Source organism: Serratia sp. LS-1 (genome assembly GCF_003719595.1).
GTDB lineage: Bacteria > Pseudomonadota > Gammaproteobacteria > Enterobacterales > Enterobacteriaceae > Serratia > Serratia ureilytica.
The window spans coordinates 519,437-537,329 of sequence record NZ_CP033504.1; the positions used below are offsets into that span (position 1 = coordinate 519,437).

Sequence of the window (17,893 nt, forward strand, 5' to 3'; positions counted from 1 at the left end):
CTTATTAATGTAATTAACGTCGGTCGGCGGCCTATTACGCTTTGCGCTATGCTGTCAGCAGAGCTGAGCATTATTTTCCGACGGTATGCGGGGGAGTCCGCCGCCGCCACATTAGGTTAAGAAAAGTCTGTTAATTAATTGTTAATGTTTTTTATTATTGATTTGTCTGGCTTTTTTGGTTGAAATCCGGGTTGATTATCCCTCACTGGCCGGGCGAGAGAGTATGCACATTATTATTCTGGTTATTAGCAAAATATGGGCGAGGCGATGAACGCCAGAATAAATGCCAGGCATGGCCTGCCGCTTACGGTTCAGCTCATCAATCTTTTCATGCTGGCCTTTTTACTTTCCCTGGTGGGCATTCTTAGCCGGCCGATTGGCTCGCTTTCTTTATTTTGGCCGGTGAATGCGATTTTGCTCGGCCTGCTGCTGCGCAAACCCGCTTACGCCACGCCACTCGGCTGGCTCACGACCTACCTGGGCATGGTTGCCGCCGATCTCAGCACCGGCGAGGGCTGGTCTTTGGCGCTGTGGCTTAACGCCTGCAACATGTCGCTGATCGTCGTCGGTTACGGCATCATGCTGATGCTGCCGCAATCTCAACGGCGCATGGGTAAACCCCAGGCGATACTCTATATGTTCAGCGCCAGCCTGGCCGGTGCGGCGGTGGCGTCGACGCTGTCCGTGCTGCGCAACGATAGCCTGTACAACAACACGGTGGTGGTCGCCTGGCTGGCCTGGTTCAGCGAACAGTTTTCGACGACCCTGCTGCTGTTGCCGGTGCTGATGGCGGCGCCGCGGTTGAAACAGCTGTTACGCATGCAGGTGCGTTGGCGCTTGAAAGGCTGCCTGCCGCTGCTGGCGCTGCTGCTGTCGCTGGCGTTCAGCGTCTATATCGGCGGGCCGGGCGCGATCGCCTTCCCGATCCCGGCGCTGCTGTGGTGCGCGGTGCGCTACCAGCTGTTCCCGGTGACGTTGCTGACGCTGTTGACCGGTATGTCCGAGATCAGCAGCATCTCCGCCAACCTGGTGCTGTATGAAACGCCGAACAACCATAATGCCTTCCTCGACACGCTGATGTCCGCCCGATTGGGTATCGCCATGCTGGTGATGGGGCCGCTGATCCTCGCCAGTTCCATCGCGGCCAACCGTAAGCTTATGCGGCGTCTGGAGCACAGCGCCAACCACGATTTCCTGACCGGCGTGCTGGCGCGCAGCGCGATGACGCGCAAAGCGGGCGAGCTGTTGGAGCACAAGCACCGTTCCAAAGAAGCGGTGTCGTTACTGCTGATCGATATCGATCATTTCAAGCAGATCAACGATACGCACGGCCACAGCGCCGGCGATCAGGTGCTGGCGTCGTTCGCGCACATCGTGCGGCGCGAGCTGCGGCACGATCAGCTATTCGGCCGCTTGGGCGGGGAAGAGTTCGCCATCATGCTGCCGCGCGCGTTGGCGGCGCAGGGCGTGGCGCTGGGGGAGCATCTGCGCCGGCTGGTGGAGCAGACGGAGCTGCAGGCGGAAGGCAAGCAGACGTTGAAAATCACCATCAGCGTCGGCGTCGCCAGTTTGGCGATGAACGAGGTGAAATCGCTGGAGCAGTTGATGAACATGGCGGATATCGCGCTGTATCGCGCCAAATCGCAGGGGCGTAATCGGGTGGAGTCGTTCAACGTGGTGAACGGCAACAGCGTCGAGCATATCCTGTTCCGCTAACCGTTTTCAGCCTTGCCTGGGTTCGAAGCGGGTTTCGCAATTAGGGCAAATCAATATCACGTCTTGCAGCATTGCCGCGCATTTTTGCCGGGTAACATAGCCGCATTTAGGGCAGACGATTTGGGTGGAGCGGTTGATAAAACCTTTGACGCTGCTGGAATCGGACATATCAATAGCCTGTGTCAGGTGAAAACTCACGCTAACACAGGCGACGACACATTTCGTTGGTTATTTTCTGTACGCAGAGGCTTACAGGCTTTTCAGCGCCTTGATGGTCTCATCCATGTCGATCTCGTGCTCGGAGAAGGTATGGGTGGTGTTCTGGAAGGTGGTGATGGTCAGCATGCGCAGCGTTTGCATGGCCTGCGCCTGGTCTTCGGACTGCGGGCGAATGCGGTTCATCAGCAGGCCGACTGACAGCACGGTGTTCTCTTTATCCACGTCGGCTTTGACCGGCACTTCCTTGGTGAAGGTATTGAAAGACTTGATGCTGGTGATCTTGATTCTTTCGTTGGCGATGATGATGTATTTGCTGGGCGCCAACACTTTGACCGCATAAGCCGACGGGCCTTTGGTGTTGTTGGTCGGTTCGAAGGTCACCGCCGCGTTTTTCTTAATCAGCTCCGGGTTTTGCACTTTAATCACGTGAAAATAACGATTTTCTCCGTTCTCGTCGGTAATAAAGCCGAAGCCTTTGTCTTCAAAAAAAGTCGTTATCTTGCCGTTCATCGCTATTCTCACAAAAAGGTTCAATACAGCGCTTATGATAGCGCGGAATGCCTTGCAGCGACAGATTGCGCGGGCGGCATTTAGTCATGCGATAACGGCATTTAGCGGCTTCCCAGCGACATGCTATGTTCATGCTGACTTTATTCAATGCGCAAAAAGGAATAGCGATGGGCATCAAACGTCTCAATCACGCCGTGCTGTACGTCAGCGACGTGCGGCAGAGCGCCGACTTTTATCATCAGGTATTGGGCTTCAAGCTGAAGCCGTCCGACAGCCCCGATCGGGCGGTATTTACCCAGGCCGCCGACTCGGACAACGATCACGATTTGGCGTTGTTCAGCAAGAACCTGGGCCAGCAGCGCGCCGGGGTGTTTCGCGCCAACGGCGAGCCGCCGGCGGAGCATGAGCCGCCGGCCGGGCTGTATCATCTGGCCTGGGAAGTGGACAGCCTGGAAGAGCTGGAGCGCATTCGCCATCAGCTGGCCGAACGCGGCATTCTCGGGTTGGAAGAGGATCACGGCGTGCACAAAAGCATTTATGGTCACGACCCGGACGGGCTGCTGTTTGAGGTGACCTGGTTTATTCCCCCGGCGTTGCTGACCGAAGAGGACAAAAACCAGCAGGGGATCCGCCCGCTGGATTTCGCCGCCGAAAAGCGGCGTTTCGCCGGCCTCTAACTTGCTCCTGCGCGGGGCGCATCGGCGCCCCGACGCTCACAGCACTTTGTTGAGGAAGTTGACGGTGCGCGGGTGCTGCGGCTGAGCCAGCACCTGTCTGGCATCGCCCTGCTCGACGATCTGCCCGTCGACCATAAACACCACCCGATCCGCCGCTTCGCGCGCAAAGCCAATTTCATGCGTCACCACTACCAGCGTGACGCCCAGATCCGCCAATCCTTTAATCACGTCCAGCACTTCGCCGACCAGCTCGGGATCGAGCGCGGAGGTCGGCTCATCGAACAGGATCACCTTTGGGTTCAGCGCCAGCGCGCGCGCGATGGCGATGCGCTGCTGTTGGCCGCCGGAGAGGTGGCGCGGGTAGGCGTCCGCCTTGTGGCGCAGCCCGACCGTATCCAGCAGCTCATAGGCCACCGCTTTCGCCCGTTCGCGGGAGTGGATCTTGTGCACCACCGGCGCTTCGATGATGTTTTCCAGCACTGTCAGATGCGGGAACAGGTTGAAGTTTTGGAACACGTAGCCGACGTTGATGCGCTGCCGGAGGATGGCCTTTTCCTTCAGCTCGTACAGCCGGTTGCCCTTGCGGCGATAGCCGACGTAGTCGCCGTCGATGCGGATAAAGCCCTCGTCGACGCGCTCCAGATGGTTGATCGCCCGCAGCAGCGTCGATTTTCCGGAGCCGGAAGGCCCGAGGATCACGGTCACGGTGCCCGGCTGCAGCGTCAGGCTGACGTCGTCCAACGCCTTGTGTTTGCCGAAGAACTTGCTGACGTTGCTGATTTCGATCAGGCCGCGCGCCGGCACCGGAGTGAGGTTGCGTGCCGGCTGTTCGGGCAAGGCGTAATAATCAATGGCTTCAGACATGCGGGTCTCCTAACGTTTTAGCCAGCCGGCCAGTTTCTGCCAGGGCGTCGGCGGCAGTTCGCGCACCGCACCCCGGGCGAAATAGCGTTCGATGTAGTATTGGATCACCGACAGGGCGGTGGTGATGAACAGATACCAGACGGTGGCCACCATCAGCAGCGGTATCACCTGCTGGGTGCGGTTATAGATCACCTGGATGGTGTAAAACAGCTCCGGCAGCGCCAGCACATAAACGATTGAGGTGCCTTTCGCCAGACTGATGATCTCGTTGAATCCGGTCGGAATAATGGATCGCAGCGCCTGCGGCAGAATGATGCGGAAGGTGCGGCGATAGCCCGGCAGGCCCAGCGCCGCCGCCGCTTCGTGCTGGCCGTAATCCACGCCCAGGATGCCGCCGCGGATGATCTCGGCGGTATAGGCGGACTGCACCAGCGTCAGACCCAGCACCGCCACGGCGAACTGGCCGAGGATATCGATGGTCGGGTAGCTGGCGAACACCACCGAGGTAAAGGGAATGCCCAGCGAGATGGCATCGTACAGATAGGAAAAGTTATACAGGATGATCAGCACCAGGATCAGCGGCAGCGAGCGAAACAGCCAGATATACCCCCAGGCCAGCGACGCCAGCAGGTAAGAACGCGACAGCCGCGCCAGGGCCAGCAGGGTGCCGAACAGAATGCTGAACAGCGTGCCGAGCAGCGTCAGCAGCAGGGTCTGTCCCAGCCCCGCCAGCACCGCCGGGGCGAAGAACCACTCGGCGAACACGCCCCATTCCCAGCGCGCGTTGCCCGCCACCGATTGCACGATGGCGGCCAGAATAAACAGCGAAAACAGCGCGCCGATCAGCCGCAGCGGATAGCGGGCGGGCACCACTTTCAAGACTTCTTGTTTGGACATGTCATGTCTCCTGATACAGATAAAGGGGCCTTAGGCGATTTTCCTTTCCGACGCGCAACAACAGGCGTCTTCTGCAATCAGGCTTTTGCGGAACGGCAGGCGGCCATCGTAGGGCGGGCGGCTGTAAACCTCGCTGTCGACGGTGGGATCGAACTGCGGCTGATAACCGTTGCTCAGGTACAGGCCCACCGCTTCGGGCTGGCGAAAGCCGGTGGTCAGATAGAGCCGGCGATAACCCTGCGCCAGCGCCAGCGTTTCCAACTGCTGCAACACCCGTTGCGCCAGGCCCTGGCGGCGCAGATCGCCCCGCGTCCAGATACGCTTCAGCTCGGCGGTTTGCCCGTCATAGCGCTTGAAGGCACCCATGGCGATCGGCGTACCGGCGCGCAGCAGCACGATGAAGGCGCCCTGCGGCGGCGCGTACAGGTCCAGCGGTTCCGGTTCCTGGTCACCAAAATAGTCGCCGTAGCGCTGACGATATTCGCCGAACAGCCCCTCGATCACCGGGGCGACCAGCGGATCGGTCGGCAGCGTCTGAATGAAAGTGTCTTGCGTCATCGCGCGCTCCTAATCGCCCAGACCGGGCGGGTTGATTTCCGACTGCGCAAGGCGTTCGACGCTCTCGCCCCAGCGGTTGAGCACCTGATCGTACTGTCCGCCGCGGATCGCGCCGTTCAGCGCTTCATTCACCGCCTGCACCAGCCCGTTGCCTTTACGGGTGGTGACGGCGATGTGCGCCGCCTTGGGCCAACCGCCTTCCACCGTGCCCGCCAGCCGGGTACGGCCATTCAGCCCCGCTTTATAGGCGCCCAGCACGTTGGGCCCGAAATAGGCGTCGGCCCGGCCGGATTGGATCGCCAGCGTGGCGGCCGCATCGTCGGTCACGTAGATCGGCTGGAAGGGTTTGAGCCCCTGCTGCCGATTCTGCTTGTCCCATGCCAGCAAGATGGCTTCCTGGTTGGTGCCAGAGCCGACGATGATCTTTAATCCGGCGATATCGGCAGGCTGTTTGATCGTCGCGATCTTGCCGCCGGTTTTGACATAAAAGCCGAGCGAGTCGATGCGATAGGTGGCGAAGTCGAAGCGGGTTTTGCGCTCTTTGGTGACGGTGACGTTGGTGATGGCCGCGTCATACTTGCCGGAAACCACCCCCAGCGGCCAGTCTTCCCACGAGGTTTGCACCACGTTCAGTTCCAGGCCCAGGCTGTCGGCTACCAACTGCGCGATATCCACTTCGCTGCCGATAAGCCGCCGGTTGTCGGCGGCGAACAGCGCCAGCGGCGGCGTGTTGAGCGCGGCGATCGCGACGGTGAACCGGCCCGGCTTCACGAAGCGGAAATCGGCCGGCAGCTTGGCGATCGCCTGCGGGTTTTTCGGCGCATGGATAGGGGTTTCATTGGCCTGCAAATCGATGCCGGTGCCCGCCTGCGCGGCGCCGGTCAGGCTCAGCAAGGCCGCCACGAGAGCGGCGGTAACGGTTTTCTGCATAGCGGGTATCCCTGAAAACGATCTTATTATTGGGTGAATCTGTTCAACGGACGCTTCAGGCCCAGGTGCTCGCGCAGCGTATCGCCGTGGTACGCCTGGCGGAACAGGCCGCGCCGTTGCAGGACGGGCACCACCCGATCGACGAAGTGCCCGAAGGCGTTGGGCGTACCGCCGCTGATGATGAAGCCGTCGGCGGCTTCGCCGTCGAACCAGCGTTGCAGGCCGTCCGCCACCGCTTCCGGCGTGCCGCTGAACACCGGGCGCGGCGAGGCGGCCTCCAGCGCCACCTGGCGCAGCGTGAGGTTACGCTCGCGGGCGTTGCGCTTGATGGCGTCGGTGGTGCTGCGGAAGCTGTTTTGCCCCAGATCGCCGATGTCCGGGAAGGGCGCGTCCAACGGATGGCGGGAAAAGTCGTAATGTTCGAAGTAGCGGCCCAGGTAGTTGAGGGCGTTCTCGATGCTGACCAGACGGGCGGTCTCCTGGTACTGGCGCTCGACGTCCGCATCGTCGTCGCCGACGATCACGCTCACGCCCTGGAAGATGCGCAGGTCGTCCGGTTCGCGCCCCTGTTCCACCAGCTGCCGCTTCACGTCCTGGTAGAAATCCTGCGCCTGCTCCAGCGTGTCGTGATGGGTGAAGATCGCATCGGCGTGCTTGGCCGCCAGCCGTTTGCCGTCTTCGGAGGCGCCGGCCTGGAACAGGATCGGGCGGCCCTGCGGCGTGCGGCCGATGTTCAACGGCCCCTGCACCGAGAAGAACTCCCCCTGATGATTGAGGGTGTGCAGTTTCCCGGCGCGGAAAAATTCGCCGCTGGCCTTATTGCGCACGAAGGCATCGTCCTCCCAGGAGTCCCACAGTCCTTTGGCGACGTCGAGAAACTCGCCGGCGATGCGGTAACGCAGGCTGTGCTCCGGGTGTTCGGCGCGCGAGAAGTTTTTGGCCGAACCTTCCAGCGGCGACGTCACCACGTTCCAGCCCGCGCGGCCGTTGCTCAGGTGATCGAGGCTGGCGAACTGGCGGGCGACGGTGAACGGATCGCTGTAGGATGTGGAGAGCGTGCCCACCAGGCCAATTTTGTCGGTGGCGGCGGACAGCGCGGCCAATAAGGTCAACGGCTCGAAACGGTTAAGAAAATGCGGAATGGACTTTTCGTTGATATATAAGCCATCGGCGACGAAGACGAAATCGAATTTCCCTTGTTCGGCTTTTTTCGCCGAGGCGATATTAAATTCGAGGTTGATGCTGGCGTCGGCGGTGGCGTCCGGGTGGCGCCAGGCGGACATATTTCCCGATGCGCCGTGCAGAATGGCGCCCAGCCGTAATTGCCGTTGATTATTCGCGTTGTCGCTCATCGTGATTATCCTGTCATGCGCCGAAAGGCGCGCGGTGTCTGATGCGTCCACTATTGATGAGCGCTGGCGGGATGTAAAACAACAAAACAGCATATTCAAATGTTGAAAACTGCAAATATCACGGCGAGCGAAAATAATAATCCCCGGCGCGGCATCAGCGGCGTCGGGGAAATACTATTTCACGTTATTCAGGCGTTGCTGAGGGCTTTTTTCGCTGCGGGGGTTAATTGCTGCAGCGTGCGCTCCGCCAGCAGCGAAAAATAGTGGGCGGCAGGAAAGAGGGCGCGCTCATCGGGATTGAAACGCGGATGGTGCAGGCCGAATTCGCTGGCGGAGCCGATGCTGACGAACGCGCCCGGCACGTGATGCAGATACAGCGCGAAATCCTCGCCGCCCATCTGCAGCTCCGCCTCTTCGACCCGGTAGCCGGCCTCGGCGGCGACGGTTTTGCTGAACGCCGCCCAATGGGCGTCGTTGATCACCGCCGGCGGCCCCGGCTGCCAGTGGAGTTCGGCCTGCGCGCCGAGCGCGGCGGCAACGCCGTCGATCACCTGGCGAATTTTATCCGGCACCTGGCGGCGCACCGCATCGCTGTGGGTGCGCACCGTGCCTTCCAGCTCGACGGTTTGCGGCAGCACGTTCCAGGTATTGCCGCCTTCGATGCGCGTCACGCTCACCACCAGCGACTCCAGCGAGCTGAAGCTGCGGCTGGGCAGCGTTTGCAGCGCGCCGACGATCTGGCTGGCGGTGACGATGGTATCGACACCCTGTTCCGGTTTGGCGGCGTGGGCGCCTTTGCCGGTAATGCGGATCTGGAAGCGATCGACGTTGGCGTAGAACGGCCCGGCGCGGGTGGCGAAGGTGCCGGTGGGCAGCTCCGGCGCATTGTGCAGGCCAAATATCGCCGCGACGTTATCCAGCGCGCCGGCGTCGATCAGGTGTCGGGCGCCGTTGAAGGTCTCTTCCGCCGGCTGGAAGAAGATGCGCACCGTACCCGCCAGTTCGGCTTCACGCGCTTTGAGCAGGTGTGCGGCGCCGAGCATCACCGAGGTGTGAAAGTCGTGCCCGCAGGCGTGCATCACGCCGCTGTTTTGCGAACTGAAGGGCACGTCGGCGATTTCGTCGATCGGCAGGGCGTCGATGTCGCCGCGCAGCGCGATGATCGGCCCCTGGCCGCTGCCGATCTCCGCCACGACGCCGGTTTTCAGCGCCAACGGCAGAAGGCGAATGCCCGCCTCTTGCAGCCAGCGGGTCAGGCGGGCGGTGGTGGCGAATTCATGATTGGAAAGCTCCGGGTTTTGGTGCAGTTCACGCCGATAGGCGATGATCTTGTCTGCCAACTGGCTGGTCATAGGCTTGGCTCACAGTGGGAAATAAACCCTAACCCTAGTGCAGGGGCCGCCGAAGCAAAAAGACCATCTGGTTATATTTCATAGCGATTGTGTCTGCACGGCGCGTCAACGATGGGGGGAAGGGGCAGGTTTAGGCGTTCGCGCGTTGTTCGCCGGCGCAGGGAGAGGATTGACCTGGAACGGTAACTTACTGCAACCGGTGTCATTCATTTACACCGGACAACACGGATTTTTTCACTCTTTATCGGATTTCTGTGATCGCGGTGGTGGACAAAATCCTGCCTGCTTGCTGTACTGTAATCGACACAGGTTTTGTGTCTTTCATTCACGTTAAAGGTAAGTTTGATGTCTAAGATTAAAGGTAGCGTTAAGTGGTTTAATGAATCCAAGGGCTTCGGTTTCATTACTCCGGAAGATGGTAGCAAGGACGTTTTCGTTCACTTCTCTGCCATCGTTAGCAACGGTTTCAAAACGCTTGCTGAAGGCCAGCGTGTAGAATTTGAAATCACGAACGGTGCCAAAGGCCCATCTGCCGCTAACGTTACTGCTATCTAAGCTGCGTAGCTGAATTTCTTAAAACCCGCTCATTGAGCGGGTTTTTTATTGGGCGCGTTATGCGTCGCTGCGGCGGGCCAACAGGCTGAACAGCAGGATGGCGATGGCGTAGCAGCCGACGATGGTCAGCGCCATCGACAGAGCCGAGGTGCCGCCCAGCCCGGTGAGCGGCACGGCGCAGGCGCCGAGCGCGAACATGCACACGCCGATCAAGGCCGACGCGCTGCCGGCTTTGTCCCCCTGGCTTTGCATCGCCAGCGACGAGGCGGTCGGGCCGACGATGCCGATCACCGCCACCGAGAAGAACAGCGGCACCAGCAACACGACCAGCGGCGCATGCAGCGCGGCGGCCAACAGCAGCAACAGCGATGCGACGGCCGCCAGCGTTAACCCGCCCCTCAATACCCGGCGTTCCCCCCAACGTGAACTGAGACGGCTGGCCAGCTGCGCCGCAATGATCAGCCCGACGCCGTTAATGGCGAAGCACAGGCTGAACATCTGCGGGCTGAGGCCGTAGATCTGCTGCAAGACGAAAGGCGAAGCGCCGATATAGGCGAACATGCCGGCCATTACGAAGCCCTGCGTCAGGCACAGGCCCATGAAATAGCGCTGGGTCAGCAACCCGCCGAGCGACATCAGCATCGCCAGAATGCCGCCCTGGCTGCGGCGCTCGACCGGCAGGGATTCGCGCAGCTTCAGCGCCGACAGGCTGAACAGCAGCACGGCGATGGCCGCCAGCACGCCGAAGATGCCGCGCCAGTTCATCACCTGCAGCATGACGCCGCCCAGCACCGGCGCGACGATCGGCGCCAGGCCGTTAACCAGCATCAGCAGGGCGAAGAAACGGGTCAGCTCGTGGCCGGCGTACAGATCGCGAGCAATGGCGCGGGAAATCACCGCCCCGCCGGCGCCGGCGATGCCCTGGAGCAGGCGGGCGATCAGCAGTTGGTCAATGGTGGGCGCCAGCGCGCACCACAGCGAAGCGCCGAGCAGCAGGATCAGCGACAGCAGCAGCGGGCGCATACGGCCCAGTTTGTCGCTGTAAGGGCCAAAAATCAGCTGGCCGACGCCCAGGCCGAGCAGCCCGGCGGTCAGGCTGAGCTGCGCGGCGGCGGTGGAGGTATTCAGCTCGCCCGCCATTTCCGGCAGGGCGGGCAGATAGAGATCGGTGCACAGCGGCCCCAGCGCGGCCAACAGGCCAAGCACGACGGCGTACACCAGACGTTGTCTGGCTAAGTGTTTGGTCATGGGAGATTAAGATTTCCTGAACAGGTGAGAAATGGCCTGCTGATACAGATCGCGCAGCAGGGACGCATCGGCTTTTTGCGTGGTAAGGATACGGTAACCGGTGCCTTCGCTCATGACGGCGATAAACTCCACCCGCGCGGCGATCTCTTCCGCGCTGAAATCGGGATACAGCCGCTGCAGGTTGTGGCACACGTGGCGAAACAGCCGCGCCTCCGCATCGCTGAGCAGTTTGGCCACCACCGGGTTGCGCGTGGCCTCGGCGGTCACTTCCAGCATCAGCATGTGATCGGTTTCGCTCTCGCCCGGTTGCTGAAACAGCGTGCGCGCCGCCAGCGTGCCGGCGATCAGGTTGATGTGATCGCCAAGGTTTTCCAGGCGCTGCATCTTGCTGGTGATGATGCGATTGACGATCTCTTCGATAATCGCGTCTTTATTGGCGAAATAGCGATAGATTTGCCCGACGCTGAGCTGCGAGCCCTGGGCAATCTCCGCCATGCTGGCGGCATGGAAGCCGTGGCGGCGGAAGCTGGTTTTCGCCGCTTCGACGATCTGATCGCGGCGCGCCTGCACTTTGGCCTGTTTACTGTCGTTGGGGGAGAGCATCTGCCCGATCCTTTGCTGCGCGTGAGCCGGGTTCACAATTTTGGGTGTGAACGTTCATTCTCAATTGTAGTGTAACGGATGGGGAGGACGCAAGATGAACGCGCGTTGCGGGGAAAAGGTGTTTAGGCGAACAGGTAGGCGTTGATAAAGGCGGCGACGATCAGCACGCACAGCGCAACGGCGATCGCTTCGGCGGTGGTTTTCGGCAGGCTAAACATAGCGATTTCTCATCCAGTCAGGAGTTCTGGATGAGATTATGCGCATGCAAGATTAAGGAAACATTAAGGGCTTAGCGCCCGTTGACCCACATCACCAGCATGAAGGCCAGCAGCGTCATCGCCAGCGAGCCGGCCAGGTTAAGCAACATGTTGGCCAATGCCCAGCCGAAGCGGCCGTCCTGCATCAGATACACCACCTCCAGCGAAAAGGTGGAGAAGGTGGTCAGGCCGCCGCAGAAGCCGGTGGTGATCAGCAGTTTCCAGGTGGGATCCAGGTGTGTCATGCGGGTGAAAATCGCCATCGCCAGACCGATGATAAAACCGCCGATCAGATTGACCATCAGCGTCCCTAGCGGAATGTGGGCGTTCAGCGGATTCATTTTCATGCTTACCGCCCAGCGCAAAACGCTGCCGACGCCGCCGCCGATAAAGACGGCCAGTAAAGAACTCAACATGGGGCAACTCCCTTTCAAACAGAGAAATTCACGGGCTCGGAAAGGGACAGGCGTAACGCTACGCGCCTCTCTCCGAGAGGTTACGTAGACATCATCAGCCTGTGAAGGCGGTTAGGGAGGAATGTCATCTCCAGCGTGCCGCACGGCCTTTTTCACCGTACCCGATGGATGTTACACCTAACGCCGTCTATTTTGTAGTATCGACCCCCTGCGAGGTAAAACCGATGGAAATCAGAGCGGCGCGTCTGGGCGACCGGCACGCTATCGCCGAATTGATGACGGCGTTGGGCTATCCCGGCACCGAGGCGTTTCTGACGCAGCGCATGCAGCAACTGTTGGCGCACCCGGACGAGGCGCTGCTGGTGGCGGCGGACGGGGCGCAAGTGCTGGGCGTGTTGTCGCTGCATTTCCTGCCGCAGCTGGCGTTGGCCGGCGACATTGGCCGCATCAGCTATTTTTGCGTCGACGATCGGGCGCGCGGCGCGGGCGTGGGGCGGCGGTTGTTGGCGGAGGGAGAGGCGTTGGCGCACCGTCGCGGCTGCGATCGGTTGGAGGTTCATTGCCACAGTCGCCGCGAGCGGGCCCATGCGTTTTACCTGCGCGAAGGCTTTGTTGAAGCGCCGAAGTATTTTGCCAAGTTATTAAGTCAGTAAGTTACTCCCCTGGCGGCACTGCCGTTTCCAGCCGGTTGCGGCCGTTTTGCTTCGCCCGATAGAGCGCGCTGTCGGCCGCTTTCAGCCAGTCCAGATAGCCGCCCAACGCGGGGTGGTAGTTGGCGATGCCGGCGCTGATCTGCAGCCGCAGTTGCGGCGCCTCCTTGAAGCTGACCGCGTCCAGCCGCTGCTGGATGCGTCGCAGGACGATTTCCGCCTGCTCGGCGTTGGTGTTCGGCAGCACCGCGCCAAACTCGTCTCCGCCGTAGCGCCCGACGATATCCACGTTACGCAAGCCGATCAGCAGCTCTTCCGCCAGCGCCGCCAGGGCCTCATCTCCCAAAGCATGGCCGAAGGTGTCGTTGATGGTTTTGAAGCGGTCGATATCCATCAGGATCAGCGTGGCGTTATCCTGGTAGCGACGGCAGCTGTCGAACTGGCGATGCAGCAGATGCTCCCAGTGGCGACGGTTGTATAAGCCGGTCAGCCCATCGCGGGTGCTGATGCGCTGCAGCTCCTGTTTCTTTTCCGCCAGCCGCTTGGCGGTGCGGTAAGTCACCAGCCCGAGCAGCGTCGGGTAAAGGTAGATCATCGGCAGGCACAGATAGACCTGCAACGGCGTGCTGTAGGGGTGAAACGGGAAGCCGAGCAGCGCGGCGGTGAACGCCGCAGTGGCCAGTTGCATGGCCAATCCTTTTACAAACAGCGCTTTGCCGGCTGAAGCGATGTTATTCATGCTCATCATCGACAGGATGACGATGGCGGGCAGCGCGTTGAACGCCATCATCGCCGCCCAGAAGCCGCCGAAAGCGGAGTCGATCAGCAGGTTGCGAATTTCGGCTTTGAACGGATCTTGGGCGCGGCAGGCCAGGCGGTACGCGAGATGCGGCCAGAGTAACCCGTGAAAGGCCAGCAATAGCCAGACCGCCGCGGGCGGAGCCAGGGGATAGAGCGCGGCGCAGACGCAGATAAAGCCGAGCCCCAGACCGACGGCGCGGGGCAGGTAGGTGCGTTTGGCGAAGCTGAGGCCGGATTTTCGGGCATCGAAAATGGGTGGGGCAATATACATCCGGCATCTCCCTGATGAGTATCATGGCAGCGTATCATGCGGGTGATAAACTAAGAATAGTCTGGGATTCACGTCCAGAGGCCCTGTGGCATTACTGCGACCGATCTCACTCTGTTACATGTTGCGGTTGTGCGAGCCAAAGGAAAGTCGCTAAATATTCGCAGGCAAGGTCAGTTTTTCTCGCTGTTCACGCAGCGCTCTATGATAAGAAGGTGAGTATGGAAGGTATCAGCATTACCAAACTTCTGGTGATTGCGGTGTTGGTGATTTTACTGTTCGGCACCAGCAAACTGCGTACGCTCGGCGCCGATCTTGGCGCGGCGCTGAAAGGCTTTAAAAAAGCCGTGGGCGATGACAGCACGCCGCCGGCCGCCGGCAACAACGCCGCCGAAAGCCAGTCCGCTCAGCAGAGCGTCGAAAAGAAAGACGTTTAACCCCGTCTGACTGCGCGCAATAAAAAACGGATGCCTTGCGGACATCCGTTTTTTGGCGTTTCCGCCGTCTATAGCGTAACAAACTATTACGCGTTATTTCACTTCCATCCCTTTGGCCTGCAGATCGGCGTGGTAAGACGAACGCACGAACGGGCCGCAGGCGGCGTGGGTGAAGCCCATCGCCATCGCTTCTTCTTTCATCTCGTCAAACTCGGCAGGGCTGACGTAGCGCTGCACCGGCAGGTGGTGACGGCTCGGCTGCAGGTACTGACCCAGCGTCAGCATGGTCACGCCGTGGCGACGCAGATCGCGCATCACTTCAATGATTTCCGCGTTGGTTTCGCCCAGGCCGACCATCAGGCCGGATTTGGTCGGGATATCCGGGTGCGCTTCTTTAAAGCGCTCCAGCAGCTTCAGCGACCATTCGTAGTTGGCGCCCGGACGCACCTGGCGGTAGACGCGCGGCACGTTTTCCAGGTTGTGGTTGAATACGTCCGGCGGCGTGGCGGTGAGGATCTCCAGCGCGCGGTCCATACGGCCGCGGAAGTCCGGCACCAGCGTTTCAATTTTGATGTTCGGGCTTTTGGCGCGGATGGCGGAGATGCAGTCGGCAAAGTGCTGAGCGCCGCCGTCGCGCAGATCGTCGCGGTCAACCGAGGTGATCACCACGTAACGCAGCGCCATGTCGGCGATGGTTTGCGCCAGCTTTTCCGGCTCGTTGGCGTCCGGCGCGATCGGGCGGCCGTGGGCCACGTCGCAGAACGGGCAGCGGCGGGTGCAGATGGCGCCGAGGATCATAAAGGTGGCGGTACCGTGGTTGAAACACTCGGACAGGTTAGGGCACGAGGCTTCCTCACAGACGGAGTGCAGGCCGTTCTTGCGCATCGCGGCTTTGATGCCCTGAATGCGCGTTGAGTCGGCAGGCAGTTTGATCTTCATCCACTCGGGTTTACGCAACAGCTCCTGCCGTTCGGTGACCACCGTTTTGACCGGGATCAGCGCCATTTTGTCAGCATCGCGGTATTTGACGCCGCGTTCCATCTGAATTGGTTTACTCATAATCGTGCAGGTTCCAGTTACGAAGCTCGACCGTCTGGTAGCCGAGTAAATGAACAAATTCCTGTACCAGGATTGGGTGTATGTCTTCAATGCCAACGCCGGGCGCCAGCGCGCTGACCTGCGTCATCTGCATACCGGCGTAACCGCAGGGGTTGATGCGTTGGAAGGGGCTGAGATCCATCGCCACATTCAGGGCCAGGCCGTGGAATGAGCTGCCTTTGCGGATCCGCAAACCCAACGAACAGATTTTCTGCTCCCCCACGTACACGCCGGGCGCATCCGGACGGGCGCGCGATGTGAGGCGGAAGTGGGCGAGGGTGTTGATAACCGTATCTTCTATCGCCGTGACCAATTGACGTACGCCGACCTTGTTGCGTTTCAGATCGACCATCACGTACATCACCTGCTGACCCGGCCCGTGGTAGGTCACCTGGCCGCCGCGATCGCTCTGGACAACCGGGATGTCGCCGGGCATCAGCACGTGTTCGGCTTTGCCGGCCTGACCCTGGGTGAACACCGGGTGATGCTGCACCAGCCACAGCTCGTCCGGCGTGGTCTCGGTACGACTGTCGGTGAAGTTATGCATGGCTTGGGATACAGGCGCGTAGGGCTGCAACCCCAGCTGACGCAAAATGATCTTGTCTGGTTGCAAAAGAGTCATCGTCAGGTTACAGAAGTGGTAAAGCCATTATACCGGGCGCTCCGGCCTGCGACCAGCCTTTCGCTGACCAAAAATGCGCAACCCGGGAAGACGCTGCGCCATCCCGGGTTGATAAGCAGGGGTTTATGCTGGAATTACAGCACCATGCGAACAATTTCAATGTTGCCCAACTCTTCGTACAGGGTTTCGACCTGCTCGATGTGAGTGGCATTGATGGTGATGGAGACGGAGTGGTAGTTGCCTTTGCTGCTTGGCTTGACCTGCGGGTTGTAATCGCCCGGCGCATGGCGCTGCACCACTTCAACCACCTGGTCAACCAGCTCAGGCTGCGCCAGGCCCATTACCTTGTAGGTAAACGAGCAAGGGAATTCGAGCAGTTCGTTCAGTTTAGTTTTTTGCATGTGCGTGCGCTCCAGAGTGCTAGCTAATCTATAAAGTATAACTCCCGCCGGGGCGGGAGTTAGTGTTATTCACTATATGGGGACGATTTCGCCCGTTTCAACCGTTAACCGAACCAGTGGTGGAACATCAGTTTGATGTAGTCCACGATGCGGCTGAAGAAGCCGCCTTCTTTCACTTCGTTCATCACCACCAGCGGACGCTGGTCGATGGTTTTGCCGTCCAGCTGGAAGTTGATGCTGCCCACCACCTGGTTTTTCGCCAGCGGCGCGTGAATTTCCGGCGTGTTCAGCACGTAGCTGGCCTTCAGGTCTTTCATGCGGCCGCGCGGAATGGTCAGGTAGACGTCTTTGTCCACGCCCAGCTCAACGCGGTCGGCATCGCCGAACCAGACCGGCTCGGAGGCGAACTCTTTACCGACTTTCAGCGGCGCCACGGTTTCGAAGAAGCGGAAGCCCCAGGTCAGCAGTTTCTTGCTTTCGGCTTCACGGCCTTTGTAGGTGCGGCCGCCCATCACGGCGGAGATCAGGCGCATTTGGCCTTCGGTCGCCGAAGCCACCAGGTTGTAGCCCGCCGCGTCGGTATGGCCGGTTTTGATGCCGTCGACGTTCAGGCTGTTATCCCACAGCAGACCGTTGCGGTTCATCTGGCGGATATTGTTGAAGGTGAACTCTTTTTCTTTGTAGATCGCGTATTCTTCCGGCACGTCGCGGATCAGCGCCTGGCCGATCAGCGCCATGTCGCGCGCCGAGCTGTATTGGCCCTGCGCATCCAGGCCGTGCACCGTCTGGAAGTGGGTATTCTGCAGGCCCAGCTTGCTGACGTAGGTGTTCATCAGGTTGACGAACGCGTCCTGGCTGCCGGCGACGTAGTCGGCCATCGCCACGCAGGCGTCGTTACCGGACTGCAGGTTGATGCCGCGGGTCAGTTTGGAGACCGGCACGCGATCGCCCGGCTTCAGGAACATCAGCGAGGAGCCTTTGAACACCGGGTTGCCGGTCGCCCAGGCGTCCTGGCCGACGGTCACCAGATCGTCCTGGCCGATTTTGCCCGCTTTCAGCGCCTGGCCGATGACGTAGCTGGTCATCATTTTGGTCAGGCTGGCCGGATCGCGACGCGCATCGGCGTTCATCTCGGCCAGCACCTTGCCGGAGTTGTAATCAATCAGGATGTACGCTTCCGCATCGATCTGCGGGACACCTGGGATCATGGTTTTGATGTTAACGTCATCGGCGTGCGCAACGGAGGCTGCGCTCATTGCGATAACGGTGCCGAGGGCGATGCTTTTGATTAAGCGAAAAGAAGTTACTTGTTTCATGATCGGGACTACAACATCCGTGAAAGTAAAGTTAAAAAACGAGCCACACTATAGCAGATGCGATCCCGGCAGGCATTACCCATTCATCTGACTAATTGCGGTTAGTGCCCTTTTAGCTGCAAGAAAATGTTTCAGCTAAATAACCG

Annotated in this window: 21 protein-coding genes and 1 riboswitch; of the genes, 5 read left to right on the plus strand and 16 right to left on the minus strand. The window is 60.1% G+C overall.

The genetic code is table 11. The features are described from left to right. Window positions 1-255: 255 nt before the first annotated feature. Window positions 256-1,716 carry a GGDEF domain-containing protein gene (locus EDY99_RS02515; protein WP_169539422.1) on the plus strand — a complete coding sequence of 487 codons (1,461 nt, stop codon included), beginning with the start codon at window positions 256-258 and terminating at the stop codon, window positions 1,714-1,716. 6 nt (window positions 1,717-1,722) lie between these two features. On the opposite strand, the gene EDY99_RS24745 is transcribed toward EDY99_RS02515, so the two are convergent. Beyond that, entirely contained in the window at window positions 1,723-1,884 is a 162-nt protein-coding gene (locus EDY99_RS24745; protein ID WP_015376921.1) for a YnfU family zinc-binding protein, read from the minus strand. Window positions 1,885-1,965: 81 nt separating this feature from the next. Next, window positions 1,966-2,445, minus strand: coding sequence for a cold-shock protein (locus EDY99_RS02520; protein ID WP_004940042.1), 480 nt, complete (start codon window positions 2,443-2,445; stop codon window positions 1,966-1,968). Window positions 2,446-2,612: 167 nt separating this feature from the next. On the opposite strand from EDY99_RS02520, the gene EDY99_RS02525 reads away from it, so the two are divergent. Then, the gene (locus EDY99_RS02525; protein ID WP_015376923.1) at window positions 2,613-3,122 is read left to right on the plus strand and encodes a VOC family protein; all 510 of its coding nucleotides are present in this window, start codon (window positions 2,613-2,615) and stop codon (window positions 3,120-3,122) included. Window positions 3,123-3,158: 36 nt separating this feature from the next. Here EDY99_RS02525 and EDY99_RS02530 read toward each other — a convergent pair whose 3' ends face one another. The 6 genes from EDY99_RS02530 to EDY99_RS02555 all read right to left on the minus strand — a co-directional run bounded on the left by EDY99_RS02530 (window position 3,159) and on the right by EDY99_RS02555 (window position 9,075). Then, window positions 3,159-3,986, minus strand: a complete 828-nt coding sequence (locus tag EDY99_RS02530; protein ID WP_015376924.1) for an amino acid ABC transporter ATP-binding protein — start codon at window positions 3,984-3,986, stop codon at window positions 3,159-3,161. 9 nt (window positions 3,987-3,995) lie between these two features. Continuing rightward, window positions 3,996-4,883 carry an amino acid ABC transporter permease gene (locus EDY99_RS02535; protein ID WP_004940038.1) on the minus strand — a complete coding sequence of 296 codons (888 nt, stop codon included), beginning with the start codon at window positions 4,881-4,883 and terminating at the stop codon, window positions 3,996-3,998. Between the two features lie 30 nt (window positions 4,884-4,913). Beyond that, window positions 4,914-5,441 carry a GNAT family N-acetyltransferase gene (locus tag EDY99_RS02540; protein WP_033642150.1) on the minus strand — a complete coding sequence of 176 codons (528 nt, stop codon included), beginning with the start codon at window positions 5,439-5,441 and terminating at the stop codon, window positions 4,914-4,916. A 9-nt stretch (window positions 5,442-5,450) separates the two neighbouring features. Then, entirely contained in the window at window positions 5,451-6,371 is a 921-nt protein-coding gene (locus EDY99_RS02545; RefSeq protein ID WP_123061441.1) for an ABC transporter substrate-binding protein, read from the minus strand. Window positions 6,372-6,397: 26 nt separating this feature from the next. Then, a complete protein-coding gene (locus tag EDY99_RS02550; RefSeq protein WP_042783837.1) occupies window positions 6,398-7,723 on the minus strand; it encodes an LLM class flavin-dependent oxidoreductase in 1,326 nt (441 codons plus the stop codon). A 188-nt stretch (window positions 7,724-7,911) separates the two neighbouring features. After that, window positions 7,912-9,075 carry a M20 peptidase aminoacylase family protein gene (locus EDY99_RS02555; RefSeq protein WP_033651144.1) on the minus strand — a complete coding sequence of 388 codons (1,164 nt, stop codon included), beginning with the start codon at window positions 9,073-9,075 and terminating at the stop codon, window positions 7,912-7,914. A 345-nt stretch (window positions 9,076-9,420) separates the two neighbouring features. On the opposite strand from EDY99_RS02555, the gene cspE reads away from it, so the two are divergent. After that, window positions 9,421-9,630 carry a transcription antiterminator/RNA stability regulator CspE gene (gene cspE / locus EDY99_RS02560; RefSeq protein WP_004940030.1) on the plus strand — a complete coding sequence of 70 codons (210 nt, stop codon included), beginning with the start codon at window positions 9,421-9,423 and terminating at the stop codon, window positions 9,628-9,630. A gap of 57 nt (window positions 9,631-9,687) precedes the next feature. Here the strand turns inward: cspE and EDY99_RS02565 are convergent, their stop codons facing one another. The 3 genes from EDY99_RS02565 to crcB all read right to left on the minus strand — a co-directional run bounded on the left by EDY99_RS02565 (window position 9,688) and on the right by crcB (window position 12,154). Continuing rightward, the gene (locus EDY99_RS02565) at window positions 9,688-10,878 is read right to left on the minus strand and encodes a multidrug effflux MFS transporter (RefSeq protein ID WP_089194379.1); all 1,191 of its coding nucleotides are present in this window, start codon (window positions 10,876-10,878) and stop codon (window positions 9,688-9,690) included. A 6-nt stretch (window positions 10,879-10,884) separates the two neighbouring features. Beyond that, on the minus strand, window positions 10,885-11,481 hold the full coding sequence (locus tag EDY99_RS02570) for a TetR/AcrR family transcriptional regulator (RefSeq protein ID WP_033642155.1): 597 nt from the start codon (window positions 11,479-11,481) through the stop codon (window positions 10,885-10,887). A 289-nt stretch (window positions 11,482-11,770) separates the two neighbouring features. Next, window positions 11,771-12,154, minus strand: coding sequence for a fluoride efflux transporter CrcB (gene crcB, locus EDY99_RS02575; protein ID WP_004940022.1), 384 nt, complete (start codon window positions 12,152-12,154; stop codon window positions 11,771-11,773). Between the two features lie 78 nt (window positions 12,155-12,232). Then, window positions 12,233-12,295, minus strand: a riboswitch (Fluoride riboswitch). 83 nt (window positions 12,296-12,378) lie between these two features. Here crcB and EDY99_RS02580 point away from each other — a divergent pair. Then, window positions 12,379-12,807, plus strand: coding sequence for a GNAT family N-acetyltransferase (locus EDY99_RS02580; protein ID WP_033651145.1), 429 nt, complete (start codon window positions 12,379-12,381; stop codon window positions 12,805-12,807). 1 nt (window position 12,808) lies between these two features. Here the strand turns inward: EDY99_RS02580 and EDY99_RS02585 are convergent, their stop codons facing one another. Further along, entirely contained in the window at window positions 12,809-13,876 is a 1,068-nt protein-coding gene (locus EDY99_RS02585) for a diguanylate cyclase (protein ID WP_123061442.1), read from the minus strand. A 218-nt stretch (window positions 13,877-14,094) separates the two neighbouring features. On the opposite strand from EDY99_RS02585, the gene tatA reads away from it, so the two are divergent. Further along, window positions 14,095-14,310 (plus strand): Sec-independent protein translocase subunit TatA, encoded by a 216-nt coding sequence (gene tatA / locus EDY99_RS02590; RefSeq protein WP_004940019.1) that lies wholly within the window; start codon window positions 14,095-14,097, stop codon window positions 14,308-14,310. A 93-nt stretch (window positions 14,311-14,403) separates the two neighbouring features. Here the strand turns inward: tatA and lipA are convergent, their stop codons facing one another. The 4 genes from lipA to dacA form a co-directional block, all read right to left on the minus strand. Then, on the minus strand, window positions 14,404-15,369 hold the full coding sequence (gene lipA, locus EDY99_RS02595; RefSeq protein ID WP_004940018.1) for a lipoyl synthase: 966 nt from the start codon (window positions 15,367-15,369) through the stop codon (window positions 14,404-14,406). Next, a complete protein-coding gene (lipB, locus tag EDY99_RS02600) occupies window positions 15,362-16,030 on the minus strand; it encodes a lipoyl(octanoyl) transferase LipB (protein ID WP_033651147.1) in 669 nt (222 codons plus the stop codon). The genes lipA and lipB overlap by 8 nt, the downstream gene beginning before the upstream one ends. Before the next feature lie 134 nt (window positions 16,031-16,164). Then, the gene (ybeD, locus tag EDY99_RS02605; protein ID WP_004940012.1) at window positions 16,165-16,431 is read right to left on the minus strand and encodes a DUF493 family protein YbeD; all 267 of its coding nucleotides are present in this window, start codon (window positions 16,429-16,431) and stop codon (window positions 16,165-16,167) included. 104 nt (window positions 16,432-16,535) lie between these two features. Beyond that, on the minus strand, window positions 16,536-17,747 hold the full coding sequence (dacA, locus tag EDY99_RS02610; protein ID WP_004940010.1) for a D-alanyl-D-alanine carboxypeptidase DacA: 1,212 nt from the start codon (window positions 17,745-17,747) through the stop codon (window positions 16,536-16,538). Window positions 17,748-17,893: the final 146 nt, after the last annotated feature.